Source organism: Rhizobium sp. BK529 (assembly GCF_014194105.1).
Classification (GTDB): Bacteria; Pseudomonadota; Alphaproteobacteria; order Rhizobiales; family Rhizobiaceae; genus Rhizobium.
Window position 1 is genome coordinate 135,561 of sequence record NZ_JACIAU010000007.1, and the last position, 14,896, is coordinate 150,456.

Here is a 14,896-nt window from a genome sequence, read left to right on the forward strand (position 1 = left end):
GGGAAACCGCATCAGATGGAAAATGTAACTTTATGCTCCCCCGCGCCGAGATTGATCTCCTGACCTTGCTCGACCGTTTCCCCATTCGCTTTCAGTGCCTTACGGATGCCTCTGCCCTGCAGGCGTGCAGTAACGCCCTGCGGCAGCACCAGACGGCACGTGACGGAACCCTCCTCCAGGGTCCATCCGGCCTCGATGCGGCCAAAGCGCGTGTCATGCCAGGCGGAAACCGGCGAGAGAGCGGGCAGGATTGCAGGATCGAAGACGATCTCCTCGAAGCCAGGCTTGTCTTCCTGCGGTTTGATCCCGGCCACGTCTTCGAAAAGCCACTGGCAGACGGCGCCATAGGCGTAGTGATTGTAGCTGTTCATGTCCGGATCGTAGATCGTGCCGTCTTCGGCAAGTGCATCCCATCGCTCCCAGATCGATGTCGCGCCGCGCTCGACCTGATAGAGCCAACCAGGAACCTTGCGGTTGAGGAACATCTTTTCAGCAAGGTCCAGCATGCCAAGCCGGGTCAACGCCGGCAAAAGGGCAGGGGTGCCGATGAAGCCAGTACCGATGACGCCGTCGGTTTCTTCTGCCACCCTGCGGAAATAGCTGCGAGCGGCCGCCTCATATTCCGGCGGAACGAGACCGTGGAGAAACGCCAGAGACCAGGAGGTCTGGTCGTTGTGGGCAATGCGGCCGGAGGGCGCAAAGAACTCGTGCTTGAACGCCGACTTGATCTCATCAGCGCGCCTTTCGAGCCGTGTCGCTTCGACCGTCTCGCCAAGAATACGGGCGATCTTCGCCGTCAGCTGCGCGGAGATGAAGTGGTAGAGGGTCGCGGCGCAATCGTCTGCCACCGTCGGACGCGGCTTCCGGTTGTCGCCGACCGGCTGAAGCCAGTCGCCGAAAGTGAAGCCCTGCGCGCCCCAGACGGCAGGTGGGCGGATGATCGGGCCATTCGAGATGCCCCAGAGATAATCGAGCCAGCGCAGCATGGCTGGGAAACATTCCTCCAATACGGCGGTGTCGCCATAGTGCAGGTAGAGCTGCCAGGGGATGATGACGATCGCATCGCCCCAGCCGGTCGAGCCCGCCCAGTCGCCGCGACCATTGATCGGGTGCAAGCGCGTCGGATCGGGGGAAAAATGCGAGACTGCGCCATCGGCACGCTGGTCGTGGATTACATCGCGAAGATATTTTCTGAGGAAGGACTGGCTGTCTGCAAGCCAACAGGCTGTTCCGGCAAAGACTTGGGCATCACCGGTCCAGCCGAGGCGCTCATCGCGCTGCGGGCAATCGGTCGGCACTTCGATGAAGTTGGAACGCTGCGACCAGATGGTGTTGTCGACCAGCTTGTTGACAGCGGCAACGCCTGAGGTAAAGCCGCCGGCAGCGACAGGCACCGAAGTCACCGGCACCATGGTGACGGCCAGCAGTTCAGCCTGCCCGGTTACGCTGACGCGCGCATAGCGGAAGCCCATGAAGGTGAAGAGAGGCGCGTATTCTTCCTCGCCGTGTCCGGAGAGCGTGTAGACCAGTTCGGCGCGTGCGCTGCGGTAATTGCGGTTGTCGAAGAAGCGATCTGCGCCGAGCACTTCGGAATGCTCGACGCGCACCTGCGCACCGGCTGCACCCTTGAGGCGCAGGCGGATATAGGCGCCGGCGTTCTGGCCGAAATCATAGAGAATCCGGCCATCGGCTTCCGTCCAGCTATCGATGGGCGGGAGGCCATCCATTTCCTTGACCGCACCGGTCTCGTGCGGAATGAGCAAAGCCTTGTCGAAGGCAATGACGTCGACGCCGTGGCTATCTTGCGGATGGATACGAGCATCGTAATCCTCGCCATAGTAGATGCCATTGCGGGTGACTGGCGTGTAGCCACTCTTCCAGCTGCCATCCGTCTTCAGCAGACGCTCGCCGCCGGCCTGCAATTCCGCAATTACCGCTACCCGGTCGCCCCAGCAATTGATGATCGGATTGGAAGCCCACATAAGCTGGCTGCGATACCAGCCGTCACCCAGCCAGATCTCGATCCGATTGCCACCGGGCTGCAGGAGCTTTGCAACCTCATAGGTTTGATAGGCAATCCGGTCGTCGTAGCAGGTCCAACCTGGTGTCAGGAGGTCTCCGCCCACACGATTTCCGTTGATGAAGGCGCGATAGAGGCCGAGCGCCGAAATGCGCAGCGTTGCCTCCGCGGGGACGGCATCAAGCGCGAATTCGCGCGATACAAACGTGCCGGCCGTTGCCTGGCCGCCGTCGCAGGACGGGCCGATCATCGATGCAGTAAATTGGAAAGCAGAACCGGCAAACCCGTCTTCCCCGGCGATGCCGTGGGCCGAAACTGTCTTCATCTGGAACCTCCCTCCACCACCAATTCCTCCGGTGGCTGCTCCGTGTGTATCGTTCTATGTATATCATTCTACACTATCGATTGCCGCGCAAGAGCTTTTGTGCCTATAATTTCTCGACACTTGAGAGTGAGGCAATTTGGAATGAAAAATCAGGCCGTTAACGCGACGAGGGACAGGGTCACGATCCGCGATGTGGCGCAGGATGCCGGCGTCTCCGTCGCAGCGGTATCGAAAGTCTTGCGCAATGCCTACGGCGTCAGCGAAATCCTGCGAACGAAGGTCGAGACCTCGATCGAGAAGCTGAATTACCGGCCTTCGGTCGCAGCGCGCGCCATGCGCGGCCGCACGCAAACCGTCGGCGTCTTGGTGATCGAATTGTCGAACCCGTTCCTGGCGGGCGTCATTGAGGAGGCGAATGCTACCTTGGCGGAAAGCAGCTTCAAGGCGCTGATTGGTATCGGCCGCTCCACAAGTCCGATTGAAGCGTCGATGATCGAATCGATGATCGATAACCGTATGGATGGCGTGCTGATCATCGCGCCGCGCATTTCGGGCAAGGTGCTGGAGCGCTATGCCCGTCAGATTCCGATCGTCGTGATTGCCCATCACGAGCCGCATGCCCAGACTTATGACACGGTCAATTCCGATGACCGCAGGGGCGCCCAACTGGCGGTCGAATCAGCATTACGGTCCGGCTATAGGGATATTGCGATGCTCGGCTATGATCTTGCCGATTCGCCGCCGACCATCGTCGCGCTTCAGCGCGAGAAGGGCTATCTGGACGGCGTGAAGGCCGCAGGGCTGGAGGCTCGGATCATCCGCTTGCCATTGGTCGGTGCTGACCGCCGCGCTGCGATCAATGATTTCCTGGCCTTAAAAGATCGTCCGCGTGCGGTTTTCGTCTGGTCCGATCTCGATGCGGTGCCGCTCATCAATGCCGCCCGCATGAGCGGCATACGGGTTCCGGAGGATCTTGCGATTATCGGCTACGACAATTCGCCGATGGCAGCCATCCCACTTGTCGGTCTCACCAGTGTGGACCAGAACGCTGCGGAACTCGGCAGAACCGCTGCCGAGATGCTGCTCGGTCGCATCGATGGCCGAGAGGAGGCCCGGCATCTGCTGGTCGAGCCGCATGTCGAAATGCGCGGAAGCACGTGAGGGGGGAGGCGGACTTCCGGAAGCCACGGATTATGCCGCGGCAAAGAAGGCCCGCAGCACGTCTTTGCGTTTTATGATATCGGCAACGCTATACCGATCGAAGACGCCGATAAAAGCGGCCGTCGCCTCTTGCAGAATGGGCGGCATGCCGCAGCCGCCCCTGATGGAGCAGGAAGAGCACTCAAGAATATCGTCCAGGCTTTCGGTATGTCGGAGCAGATCGCCGAGATTGATGGAGGCCGCGGGACGGCCGAGCCGGATTCCGCCATTTCTACCCCTGATCGATTCCACGAAGCCGGCTCTCGCCAGATCCTGAACCACCTTCATCAGATGGTTCTGGGAGATCTCATAGGCTTCTGCGACCTCCTTGATCGAACAGATTTCTGCCTCCTGTGATCCGAGGTAAATCATCGTGCGGATCGCATAGTCGGTGTACAGTGTGAGCTTCATCGCACCTGCGTCAAAACGCCCGAAAGAAAATGATGCATTGCAATAGCATCTTTTATTGGCTCCGTATACATGCATTCTAGATGCATGATTACGGAGCGATACGATGCATGCGGCCAAGTTGAAAGAGAGCCAGATCCTCCCGGTGCTGGAGCGATTTTACGAGAAAGTTCGTCGCGATCCGATGCTTGGCCCGGTTTTCGCTGTGGTCGCGGATTGGCCGGAACATTTGCAGCGGCTGACCGAGTTCTGGTCCTCGCTGATGCTCACATCAGGAAAATACAAAGGCAATCCCGTCGCGATGCATTTGATCCATGCGGACAAGATAGAGTCCGTAATGTTCGAGCGTTGGCTTTCGATCTGGCGCCAGACCACCGATGAGATGCTGCCGTTTCCGGTCGCGCAGGAGATGCAAATCAAGGCTGGGCGGATTGCCTCGCGGCTGAACCTGGCCCTGACGGGAGAGATGCTCGAGTTTCGGATCGAAAGGTCTGCGTCGCTGGCGCTGAAGCCATACAAGACGACAAGGATCTTCGACGAAGTGACCGTGCCAGCCGCACTTCTCCAAAGCCATCGGGTCAAGGCCGGCGCCTGGGCACTCATTCGCGTCCTCGCTGGCAGCATGCGTCTGGTGACGGGGCAGACGGTAAGCCCTTTAAGCCCCGATTGCATCGGCCGAATCCTCCCCGAAGTCGAACATCACCTGCAGCTAGACGGCCCCGTTCAATTTCAGGTCGAATTTTTCGATCGCGACCCTCTCCTCATTGATAGCATTGAAAGGAAAGAACATGCCTAAACCACTTTCGCCGCGCACGATTGAACTGGTGAAGCAGAGCGCTCCAGCGGTTGCCGCCCATGCGAGCGAGATCACGAAAACGATGTATGGGCGGCTGTTCAGAGATGAGCATATCAAGGCGCTTTTCAATCAGGCCAATCACGGCGAGAACGGCTCCCAGGTACACGCGTTGGCGACAGCAATCGTCGGTTACGCGCAGAATATCGACAATCTCGCGCCTCTCGTGCCGGTCATTGAAAGGATTGCGCACAAGCACATCGGTTTTCATATCCTGCCAGAACATTACCCTTACGTCGCCAAATCATTGTTGGCGGCAATCCGCGAGGTATTGGGCGAGGCGGCATCCGAAGAACTGATCAATGCTTGGGGCGAAGCCTACTGGTTCCTTGCCGACACCCTAATCGAAAGGGAGGAGCAGATACGCGCCGAGCTCGAAAGGCGGGCGGGCGGCTGGAACGGCTGGCGCGAATTCAGGGTCGCCGAGAAGGTCAAGGAAAGCGATGTCGTTACATCCTTTGTCCTGCGTCCGGTCGACGGACAGGCGGTGGCACTGCATCGTGCCGGCCAGTATCTGACTTTCGATTTCAGCCTTCCTGACGGCGCCAAGATGAAGCGGAACTATTCCATCTCATCCGGCCCGAACCAGGACTTCTACCGCATTTCGGTCAAGCGGGAGGAAAACGGCAAGGGCGCCTCGCGCTATCTGCATGACCACGTCGAGGTCGGCACGATTTTGAAGGCCACGCCGCCTGCCGGCGATTTCTATCTTCCAGACGAGCCGACCAGTGAAATGATTCTCTTGTCCGGCGGTGTGGGCCTCACACCGATGGTCAGCATGCTGGAAGCGATCGCTGCAGATTATCCTGAAGTCGAGGCCCATTTCGTCCACGGAGCGCTCAACAGCTCGACGCATGCGATGGACAGGCATGTCCGCTCCCTTGCCCAACGCCATGGGCGAGTCTCGGTCAGCACTTTCTATAGCGAACCATCTGCCAATGATGCCGCCGGCTATTCCCATGACGAGGATGGGTTCATTACAGCGAAATGGCTGGAAGCGAACACATCGATCGAAACAGCAAATTTCTATATTTGCGGCCCAAGGCCATTCCTGCGGTCCATCGTCGGTGATCTGCTATCCCTCGGTGTTTCGCGCGATCGTATCCACTACGAATTCTTCGGCCCGGCCGACGAATTGCTGGTGGCCTAGGGGCGTCGGATCAGCAGGTTAAACTCCGGCATATCTGGAGAGTCGCGACCAGGCGAAGTCGACTTCCGGCTTCGCCTGGTCGATCTCGTTATATCGGCCGCCTTGACATCATCAATCGGAAGAGGCGGCGACGCGGATTGCGAGCGAAATTTGTCTTTGGGATAGGTCTTCGCTCCCCGATGAGGCCATTTTATCGGGTGAGCAGTCCGATTAATCGCCCGTTCATTTTGTGGTCGCTATTGACCATTATCCGCCATTTCGAACAACCCACGTTTGAATGTAAACTCCCTCTCAAAAGCGATGAAGATGCCCAATTCGAAACGCTCGTGCTGCCGCCCGCATTCAGTTCTTCAAGTACGCATTCGTCGGACGCGAACCCAGTAGAAGAGAGTAAAGAGCTATGACCTCTCAGAATGTCGTGGGCGCGACGAGCGCGCATGTTCAAGCCCCTTCCGCTGACCCGGATTTCGGCATCCGAGCACGCCTGCTGTCGAACGAGCAACTGAGGCACAAGGCCGCGCAGTTTGCGGAAACCCGAGTGCTTGACGTTGCAAGTTTCAAGAATTTCGATTTCTTCCAGCGGCATCGCGAGAATGAAGCTGAAATCCTGAGGGTCTATCGCGCGGCAGCAGCAGATGTCGATGCGGGCGAGAGCATCACGCCGGCCACTGAATGGCTGCTCGACAACCATTACATTGTCGAAGAGGCGATTCAGGAAGTCCGTCGCGACTTTCCGAAGAAATTCTATCGCGAGTTGCGCAAGATCACCCTCGACGGGACGGAAGTGCCGCGCACGCTGGCGCTCGCCTGGCTTTACATGGCGCATGCGCACAGCAATATCAGCAATGCCGGCATGGCCGCTGTTACGGAAGGGTTCCAGGACAAGGAGACCCTGCGCATCGGTGAGCTCTGGGCGTTGCCCTCGCTCGTCCGTTATGTGCTGATCGATAATCTTCGCCGTGTTGCGACGCAGATCGACAAGAGCCGCGAGATGCGCGCAAGTGCCAATGCGGCCGCCACACAGGCGATTGCGCTCGGCGATGACGGTTCCGCCCAATATCTGGAGACGCTGACGGCCAATCTCGACGATACGACTTTCGTCACCCAGCTGCATTATCGTCTTCGCAACGCGCTGGAGCCGACCGAGGCCGCGCTGAACTGGCTCGAAAGCAAGCTTGCCGCCAAGGGTACGGATGCCGAAGCCGTCATGTCGGCCGAGCAGACCCGACTTGGTGCGGCCAATGCGCTGATGGGCAGCATCATCAAGAGCCTGCGCGAGATCAATGATACCGATTGGTCCGAATGGGTCGAAGAGGTCAGCACCATTGACAAGCTGCTCTGGCAGCAGACGGACTATGCCGAGCTCGATTCCGGCTCCCGGAACAGCTATCGCCGCCAGATCGAAAAGCTCGCGAAGCGTTCCGACAAGACCGAAATGGATATCGCCGAGGCGGCTGTCCGTCTGGCCGATCGTGCGAAGGCAGGCAATGAGGATCCTTCGGCGTCAGCTGGCAATGTCGGCTATTACTTCGTTGGCAATGGACGCGCAGCACTCGAAACAGAGATTGGCTTCCGGCCGCCGCTTAGCCTGCGGTTCATGCGCGTAATCCGCAGGCTGAACTGGCTGGCAATCGCCGTCCCCGTGCTGCTCCTGACGCTGCTGGCGCTGGTCATCACCGATGCAGTTTTCGTCGATGCCGGCATGCCGTTTTTCGCGACGATTGTGCTGCTGGCGATGTTCGCACTTCCTGCATCCGAGGGAGCGACGGGCCTCTTCAACTTCTTCGCCACCTTCTTCATCACGCCCGACCGCCTTGTCGGCTATGAATTCAAGAAGGGACTGCCGGCGGAAGCCCGCACGCTCGTCACCATTCCTTCCCTGATCGGCAAACGCGAACATGTCGATGAGCTCGTCCGTAACCTCGAGGTCCATTACCTCGCCAATGCGCGCGGCGAAATCTATTACGCACTTTTGAGCGATTGGCCGGATGCTCAGGAAGAGCAGAATGCCCGCGATCTCGAGGTGCTTGAATATGCCAAGAGCCGGATCGCAGAGCTGGCATCGCGTTATTCCGAGGACGGCAAGCAGCGGTTTTATCTCCTGCATCGCCGCCGTCAGTATAATCCTGCCGAAGGCGCCTGGATGGGCTGGGAGCGCAAGCGCGGCAAGCTGCACGAGCTCAACAGGCTGCTGCGTGGCGAGCCCAACACAAGCTTCTTGCCCGGCGCCGATATCGTACCGCAGGACGTGAAATATGTGATGACGCTCGACAGCGATACGCGCGTCGTCCGCGACACCGTCACCAAACTTGTCGGCAAGCTGCATCATCCGATCAACCGCCCGGTCTTCGACGCCAAGAAACAGCGTGTCGTCGATGGCTACGGCGTGCTTCAGCCGCGCGTGACGCCGTCGCTGACGACGGGCAAGGACGCATCTACCTTCCAGCGCGTCTTCTCGGTCAATCGCGGTCTCGACCCCTATGTCTTTGCCGTCTCCGACGTCTATCAGGACATCACGGGTGAAGGCACCTTCACCGGCAAGGGCCTCTATCATGTCGATGCATTCGAAGCCTCGCTGAAGGGCCGCATCAAAGAAAATTCGGTTCTGAGCCATGACTTGCTCGAAGGCTCGATGGCGCGTTGCGCCTTGGTGACGGACTGCGAGCTGGTCGAGGATTTCCCGATCCGCTACGAAGTCGAGGTGTCGCGTCAGCATCGCTGGGCGCGTGGCGACTGGCAGCTCCTTCCCTATATTTTCGACGACCGCCGAGGCGTCACCGCGCTCGGCTGCTGGAAGATGTTCGACAACCTGCGCCGCTCGCTGACTCCGATTGCCTGGTTCCTGGCATCCGTGCTCGGCTGGTACTGGATGGACCCGTTCGGTGCGCTCGTTTGGCAGATCTTGCTGATTTTCAGCCTGTTCGTCGCACCGACCCTATCGCTGATCAACGGCATCATTCCGCGCACCAGTGACATTATCCTGCAGGCGCATCTGCATACGGTCTGGAAAGACATTGAGAATGCCAACGCCCAGGTGGCGATGCGCATCGTCTTCATCGCCGATACCGCCTGCGTCATGGCTGACGCGATCATTCGCTCGCTCTACCGCCTATTCATCAGCGGCAAGCTCATGCTGCAGTGGCGCACCGCTGCTAGCGCCCAAGCCATGGCGCAGACGACGATCTTCGGCCACTACAAAGTCATGTGGCGAGCTCCGATTCTGGCTATTCTGGCACTGCTCTTTGCGATTTCTTCCGGTGACAGCGCGTGGATGGTCGGTCTTCCCTTCGTCATCCTCTGGGTGCTTTCGCCGGCCATCGCCTGGACCGTCAGCCAGACGGCGGAAACGGAAGACCGGCTCGACGTGCCCGACAACGTCCGCGACGAGCTGCGCAAGATCGCCCGCCGCACCTGGCGCTATTTCGACCACTTCGTTGTTCCCGGCCAGCATTACCTGCCGCCGGATAACGTTCAGCAGACGCCGCATGCGGTCGTCGCCATGCGCACGTCGCCGACCAATATCGGCGTTTACCTGCTGTCTGTCATTTCGGCTCGCCGTTTCGGCTGGATTTCATTCGAAGATGCAGTCAGGCGTATCGAGCAGACGATCGAGACGGTCGACAAGCTTGAGAAATACCGCGGCCACCTCTTTAACTGGTATCATACGGACACGCTGAAGCCGCTCGGCCGCAGATACGTCTCGTCGGTCGATAGCGGTAATTTTGCCGGCCACCTGATAGCCGTATCGTCCGCCTGCCGTATCTGGGGTCAGGCTCCGCTTGCCCATATTCATACCGACCTCGACGGTATCGGTGATGTCGCCGCCATTCTCCGCGAGGTGCTTGGCGAACTGCGGGAAGAGAATAAGTCGGTCCGCTCTCTGCATGATCGGTTGGACGGCAGGATCGCTGATCTCGAAACGGCAGTTGCCACCGGCAAACGTGAGAAGGAATTCTCTTCGGGGCTGATCGAGCGATTTGCGGGGCAGGCGCGTGAAATCCGCGAACTTGCCGGCAGCCTCGACCGCGAGGTCAAGACGGCACAGAGCGACGAAGTTGTCCATTGGGCAGAAAAGCTCGTGGCGACCTGCGAACTTCATCAGACCGACAAGGCCTTCGATCCTTCGCAAGTGGATGCCATCAGCGAAAGGCTGATCCGCGTCGGCAATCGCGCCCGCGAAATCGCTTTCGATATGGATTTCAGCTTCCTCTATCGCCCCGAGCGCCGGCTGCTGTCGATCGGCTTCCGGGTCGAGACGGAAGAAGTCGATGCCGCCTGCTACGATCTGCTTGCCTCAGAAGCACGCCTGACGAGCCTTTTCTCCGTCGCCAAGGGTGATCTGCCGACGGAGCATTGGTACAAGCTCGGCCGTCACGTCGTTCCGGTCGGCCCGCGCGGCGCGCTGGTCTCCTGGTCCGGCTCGATGTTCGAATATCTGATGCCGCCGCTCGTCATGCAGGAGCGCAGCGGGGGTATTCTCAATCAGACCAACAACCTGATCGTCCTCGAACAGATGAACTATGCGCGCAAGCTCGGCACGCCATGGGGCATCTCGGAAGCGGCCTTCAATGCCCGCGACCACCAGATGAACTATCAGTACAGCAATTTCGGCGTGCCCACGCTCGGCCTGAAGCGTGGTCTCGGCCAGAATGCCGTCATTGCGCCCTATGCCTCGCTGCTGGCGAGCCAATATAATCCGGTCGCAGCACTCGAAAACCTCAACAGGTTGAGGGCGGTCGGCGCGCTCGGCATGTACGGTTTCCATGATGCGGTGGATTTCACCGCAAGCCGCGTGCCTGAAGGCAAGCAGTGCGCTGTTGTCTACAACTACTATGCCCACCACCACGGCATGTCGATTGCAGCCGTTGCCAACGTCGTCTTTGACGGCATGTTGCGCGAACTCTTCCACGCCGATCCTGTCATCGAAGCAGCCGAACTGCTGCTGCAGGAAAAGGCGCCGCGCGACATTCCCGTCATGGCCTCCAAGCACGAGACCGATGCGCCGGCGAAGATCCAAGGCGACCTGATGCGTCCGGAAGTGCGCCGCCTCGAAGACCCGGCATCGCGCGAACGCGAATTGCTGCTGCTGTCGAACGGTCGCTATTCGACCATGCTGACGGCGACCGGCTCGGGTTACAGCCGCTGGAAAAACCTCTCCATCAACCGGTGGCGGGCCGATCCGACCGAAGACCGCTGGGGCTCGTTCATCTTCCTGAGGGATGTCGCGTCGAACGAATGGTGGTCTGCGACGGCAGAGCCGCGCTCGGTTGCCAATGAGCATATCCGCGTCAGCTTCAGCGACGACAAGGCGGAATTCGTCAAGACCGTCGGCGAGCTGACGAGCGAAATGGAAGTCTTCGTCGCGAGCGATCATGACGCCGAAGGCCGCCGCTTGACGATCACCAATACCGGCACCGAAGATCGCGTCATCGAAGTGACCTCCTATATGGAGCCGGTCGCCACCCTGGATATTGTCGATACCGGCCACCCGGTCTTCGCCCGCATGTTCCTGAAGACCGAAATCGCTGCCCAGGGCGATGCGATCTTCGTCGAACGCCAGAAGCGCGGGCTGACCGATCCTGATGTCGCGATCGCGCAGCTCATCGTCGATACATCAGGTGAAAATGGCCCGACGCAATATGAGACGGACCGCATGCGCTTCCTCGGGCGCGGACGCACCCTGACCGAAGCCGCCGCCTTCGACGCAGATACCAAGTTGTCGGGCGCCGATGGCTTCACCATGGATACTTGCGTGTCGCTGCGCCGTACGCTTCGTGTGCCCGCGGGCGAGAAGGTCAGCGTGACTTTCTGGACCATTGCTGCGGCCGAACGCAGCGAGCTTGAGGCGGCGGTGGAGCACTATCGCCAGCCGGAAAGCTTCGCCCAGGGTCTCGTTCAGGCCTGGACGAGAACGCAAAGTCAGTTGCGCCAGATCGGCGTCAATTCCAAGGAGGCGGCTGCCTATCAGCGGTTTGCCCGCTACATCATCTATCCCGACATGGCACTGCGTGCCGACAGCAAGGCGGTTCGCGAGGGGTTGAAGTCGCAGGCCGTGCTTTGGGGCGCGACGCTGTCCGGCGATGCACCGCTGATGACGCTGCGCATCACCGACGAGCTGGGCACAGATCTGGTCAAGGAGTTGCTGCGCGCTCAGGGTCTCCTGCAATCGCGCGGCGTCGAAGTCGATCTCGTTATCTTCAACGAGCGTGCCGGCGAGGCGGCTGCTGAAATGCAGCGCACGATCGACCAACTCTGCGATGCGGCACGTCATGCCAGCGAGGTTGCCGGCATCCAGCGCAATATCTATGTCCTGCGCAAGGATTTGATGACGCCGGAAGCCTACGAGGCGATCATCGCCGCCTCTCGCGTTGTGCTGCGTGGCCGCGACGGCAGCCTTACCGATCAGTTGCAAAAGGCCCGGTCTGTTTCCGGTTCGCCTGCACTGCTTGGCCAGTGGGGCGATTCCACACTTGTGCCCCGAATGGTTCGCGACACCGCTGAGGCACTGCCGGTCGACGGCAGCGACCTTACCTTCTGGAACGGCTACGGTGGTTTTGCGGCCGACGGCAGCGAATATGTCGTGCGCCTCTCGGGTGGCGAGCAGACGCCGCATCCGTGGGTCAATATCATGGCCAATGAGAACTTCGGCTTCCATGTCTCGGCCGAAGGCGCAGCCTTCACCTGGAGCCAGAACTCCCGCGACCATCAGTTGACGCCCTGGACCAATGACATGGTCACCAACCGGCCGGGCGAAGCCTTCTATCTGAGGGATCTCGACCGCGGCTCGATCATCGTGCCCTACGCATCGCTGGCCCAGCGGTCCAACACGCGTTTCGAAGCACGCCACGGTCTGGGCTACTCGGTCTTCTCGACGGTTCAGGACGAGATCGCCCTGGAGGTCACCCACACCCTCCATATGGAAAGGCCAGTCAAGCTGACGCAGCTGCGCATCCGCAACGAGGCGGGCGAAGCACGAAAACTGCGTCTTTATGGCTATGCCGAATGGATCCTTGGTAACCACCCGACGAAGAGCAAACCCTTTATCATATCGAGCTTCGACGGCGAGAGTGGAGCGGTCTTCGCGAGCAATCCGTTCAGCGTAAGCTTCGGCACGCGTGTCGCTGCCTTTGCCGCAAGCGAAACTCCGTCGAGCGTTTCCACCAGCCGCCGCGAATTCATCGGCCGGCATGGCACGATCCAGCAGCCGCGCACCGTCTCGGCAGGTTCGCGGCTCTCAAATGCGCTCGATCTCGATGGCGATCCGGCGGCAGCCATGGCCTTCGATCTGACGATTGCGCCCGGCGAAGTGCGGGATATCTGCTTCTACATGGGCGATGCTGCTTCGCAGGAGGAGGCAGCCGCTCTCATCGCGGACATACGCTCGATCGGCTTCGAGGACGTTCTTGGCCAGACGCGTGACTTCTGGAAGAACTTCACCGCCAAGACACGTGTTTCGACGCCTGACCAGCGTCTCGACTTCATGGTCAATAGCTGGCTGCCTTATCAAACCTATAGCTGCCGCATTATGGCCCGCACCGCCTTCTACCAGTCGAGTGGCGCGTGGAACCTGCGCGACCAGCTGCAGGATTCGCTCGCCTTCCTGCTGCATTCGCCGGACATCGCCCGCAAGCAGATCCTCAATACCGGCCGACGCCAGTTCCCGGAAGGCGACTTCCAGCACTGGTGGCTGGCAGATAGCGGCGCAGGCGTTCGCACGAACATCTCCGATGATCCGGTGTGGCTTGCTTATGCGCTCGATCAATATTGCACGGCGACAGGTGATGCCGCGATCATGGATGAGATGCTGCCCTTCGTCGAAGGCGCGCAACTCAGCCCCGGGCAGTACGACGCCTTTCTGCAGCCGCGTGTTTCCGACACAACCGCATCGCTCTACGAACATGCGGCGCTTGGTCTCGACCTCGCGATTAAGCGTACCGGCGTCAATGGTCTGCCGCTGATGATGAGCGGCGACTGGTGCGACAAGATGGATCGCGTTGGCATGGCTGGCCGTGGCGAAAGCGTCTGGCTTGGCTGGTTCCTGGCCGGTGCACTGCGCCGCTTCATCGTCTACGCCGAGGCCCGTGGCGACACACAGCGTGTCGGCCATTGGACGGCACATCTGGAAAAGCTGAAGAGTGCAATCGAAACGGCCGGCTGGGACGGCGAATATTATCGCCGCGGCTACTACGACAATGGTGCGCCGCTCGGCTCTAGCCAATCCGAAGAGGACAAGATCGACTCGATCGCCCAGTCCTGGAGCGTGTTGTCGGGAGAAGGCAATCCGGAACGCAGCGTTATGGCAATGAAGGCCGTTCTCGACAAACTGGTCGATGAAGAGGGCAAGTTCGTCCGCCTGCTGACACCGCCTTTCGTCAAACCGGTCAACGATCCCGGCGTCATCAAGGCCTATCCTCCGGGTGTGCGCGAAAACGGCGGTCAGTATACCCATGCAGCCACCTGGGCGGTCCTCGCTCTCGCCCGCATGGGCTGGGGTGAAGACGCGTGGCGCGCCTTCGAGATGCTGAACCCGATCAACCACTCGCTCGACAAAAGCTCGGCGGATATTTACCGGATCGAGCCATATGTGATCGCCGGCGACGTCTACGGCGAAGGCGCTCTCAAGGGTCGCGGCGGCTGGAGCTGGTACACCGGGTCGGCCGGCTGGTTCTATCGAGTGGCAATCGAAGGGATCCTTGGTATCCGCTCTGAGAACGGTCGCCTGCACGTCAAGCCGGTCCTGCCGGCCGGATGGAACGGCTTCTCGGCGGAGCTCGATCTACCGAGCGGGAAATATCAGGTTTCCGTCTCGAAGGCGGGCGCAGATCGCTACTCCGTGACGATCAATGGCAATGTGCTGGATGACCTCAACGAAGGTTATCTGCTGACGTCAGCCTGAGGTTTCATTGTTGGGGCAGTCGACTTCTGTCACTGCCCCAGCGA

General features: G+C 59.9%; 6 protein-coding genes. 4 read left to right on the top strand and 2 right to left on the bottom strand.

Features of this window, described 5'->3' with window-relative positions:
• Nucleotides 1–11: 11 nt before the first annotated feature.
• A complete protein-coding gene (locus FHX08_RS30170) occupies nt 12–2,345 on the bottom strand; it encodes an alpha-L-rhamnosidase (protein WP_132657795.1) in 2,334 nt (777 codons plus the stop codon).
• Between the two features lie 141 nt (nt 2,346–2,486).
• Between FHX08_RS30170 and FHX08_RS30175 the strand changes: the two genes are divergently transcribed.
• The gene (locus FHX08_RS30175; RefSeq protein WP_132657797.1) at nt 2,487–3,506 is read left to right on the top strand and encodes a LacI family DNA-binding transcriptional regulator; all 1,020 of its coding nucleotides are present in this window, start codon (nt 2,487–2,489) and stop codon (nt 3,504–3,506) included.
• A 30-nt stretch (nt 3,507–3,536) separates the two neighbouring features.
• On the opposite strand, the gene FHX08_RS30180 is transcribed toward FHX08_RS30175, so the two are convergent.
• Entirely contained in the window at nt 3,537–3,956 is a 420-nt protein-coding gene (locus FHX08_RS30180; RefSeq protein ID WP_132657799.1) for an Rrf2 family transcriptional regulator, read from the bottom strand.
• A 103-nt stretch (nt 3,957–4,059) separates the two neighbouring features.
• Here FHX08_RS30180 and FHX08_RS30185 point away from each other — a divergent pair, with 103 nt between their 5' ends.
• From FHX08_RS30185 to FHX08_RS30195, 3 genes are all read left to right on the top strand, one after another.
• The gene (locus tag FHX08_RS30185) at nt 4,060–4,749 is read left to right on the top strand and encodes a DUF1971 domain-containing protein (protein WP_165911975.1); all 690 of its coding nucleotides are present in this window, start codon (nt 4,060–4,062) and stop codon (nt 4,747–4,749) included.
• Complete coding sequence (hmpA, locus tag FHX08_RS30190) at nt 4,742–5,956, top strand: NO-inducible flavohemoprotein (protein ID WP_132657801.1); 1,215 nt, start codon at nt 4,742–4,744, stop codon at nt 5,954–5,956. Before FHX08_RS30185 ends, hmpA begins: the two co-directional genes overlap by 8 nt.
• A 400-nt stretch (nt 5,957–6,356) precedes the next feature.
• Entirely contained in the window at nt 6,357–14,852 is an 8,496-nt protein-coding gene (locus tag FHX08_RS30195; RefSeq protein ID WP_132657803.1) for a GH36-type glycosyl hydrolase domain-containing protein, read from the top strand.
• Nucleotides 14,853–14,896 lie beyond the last annotated feature (44 nt).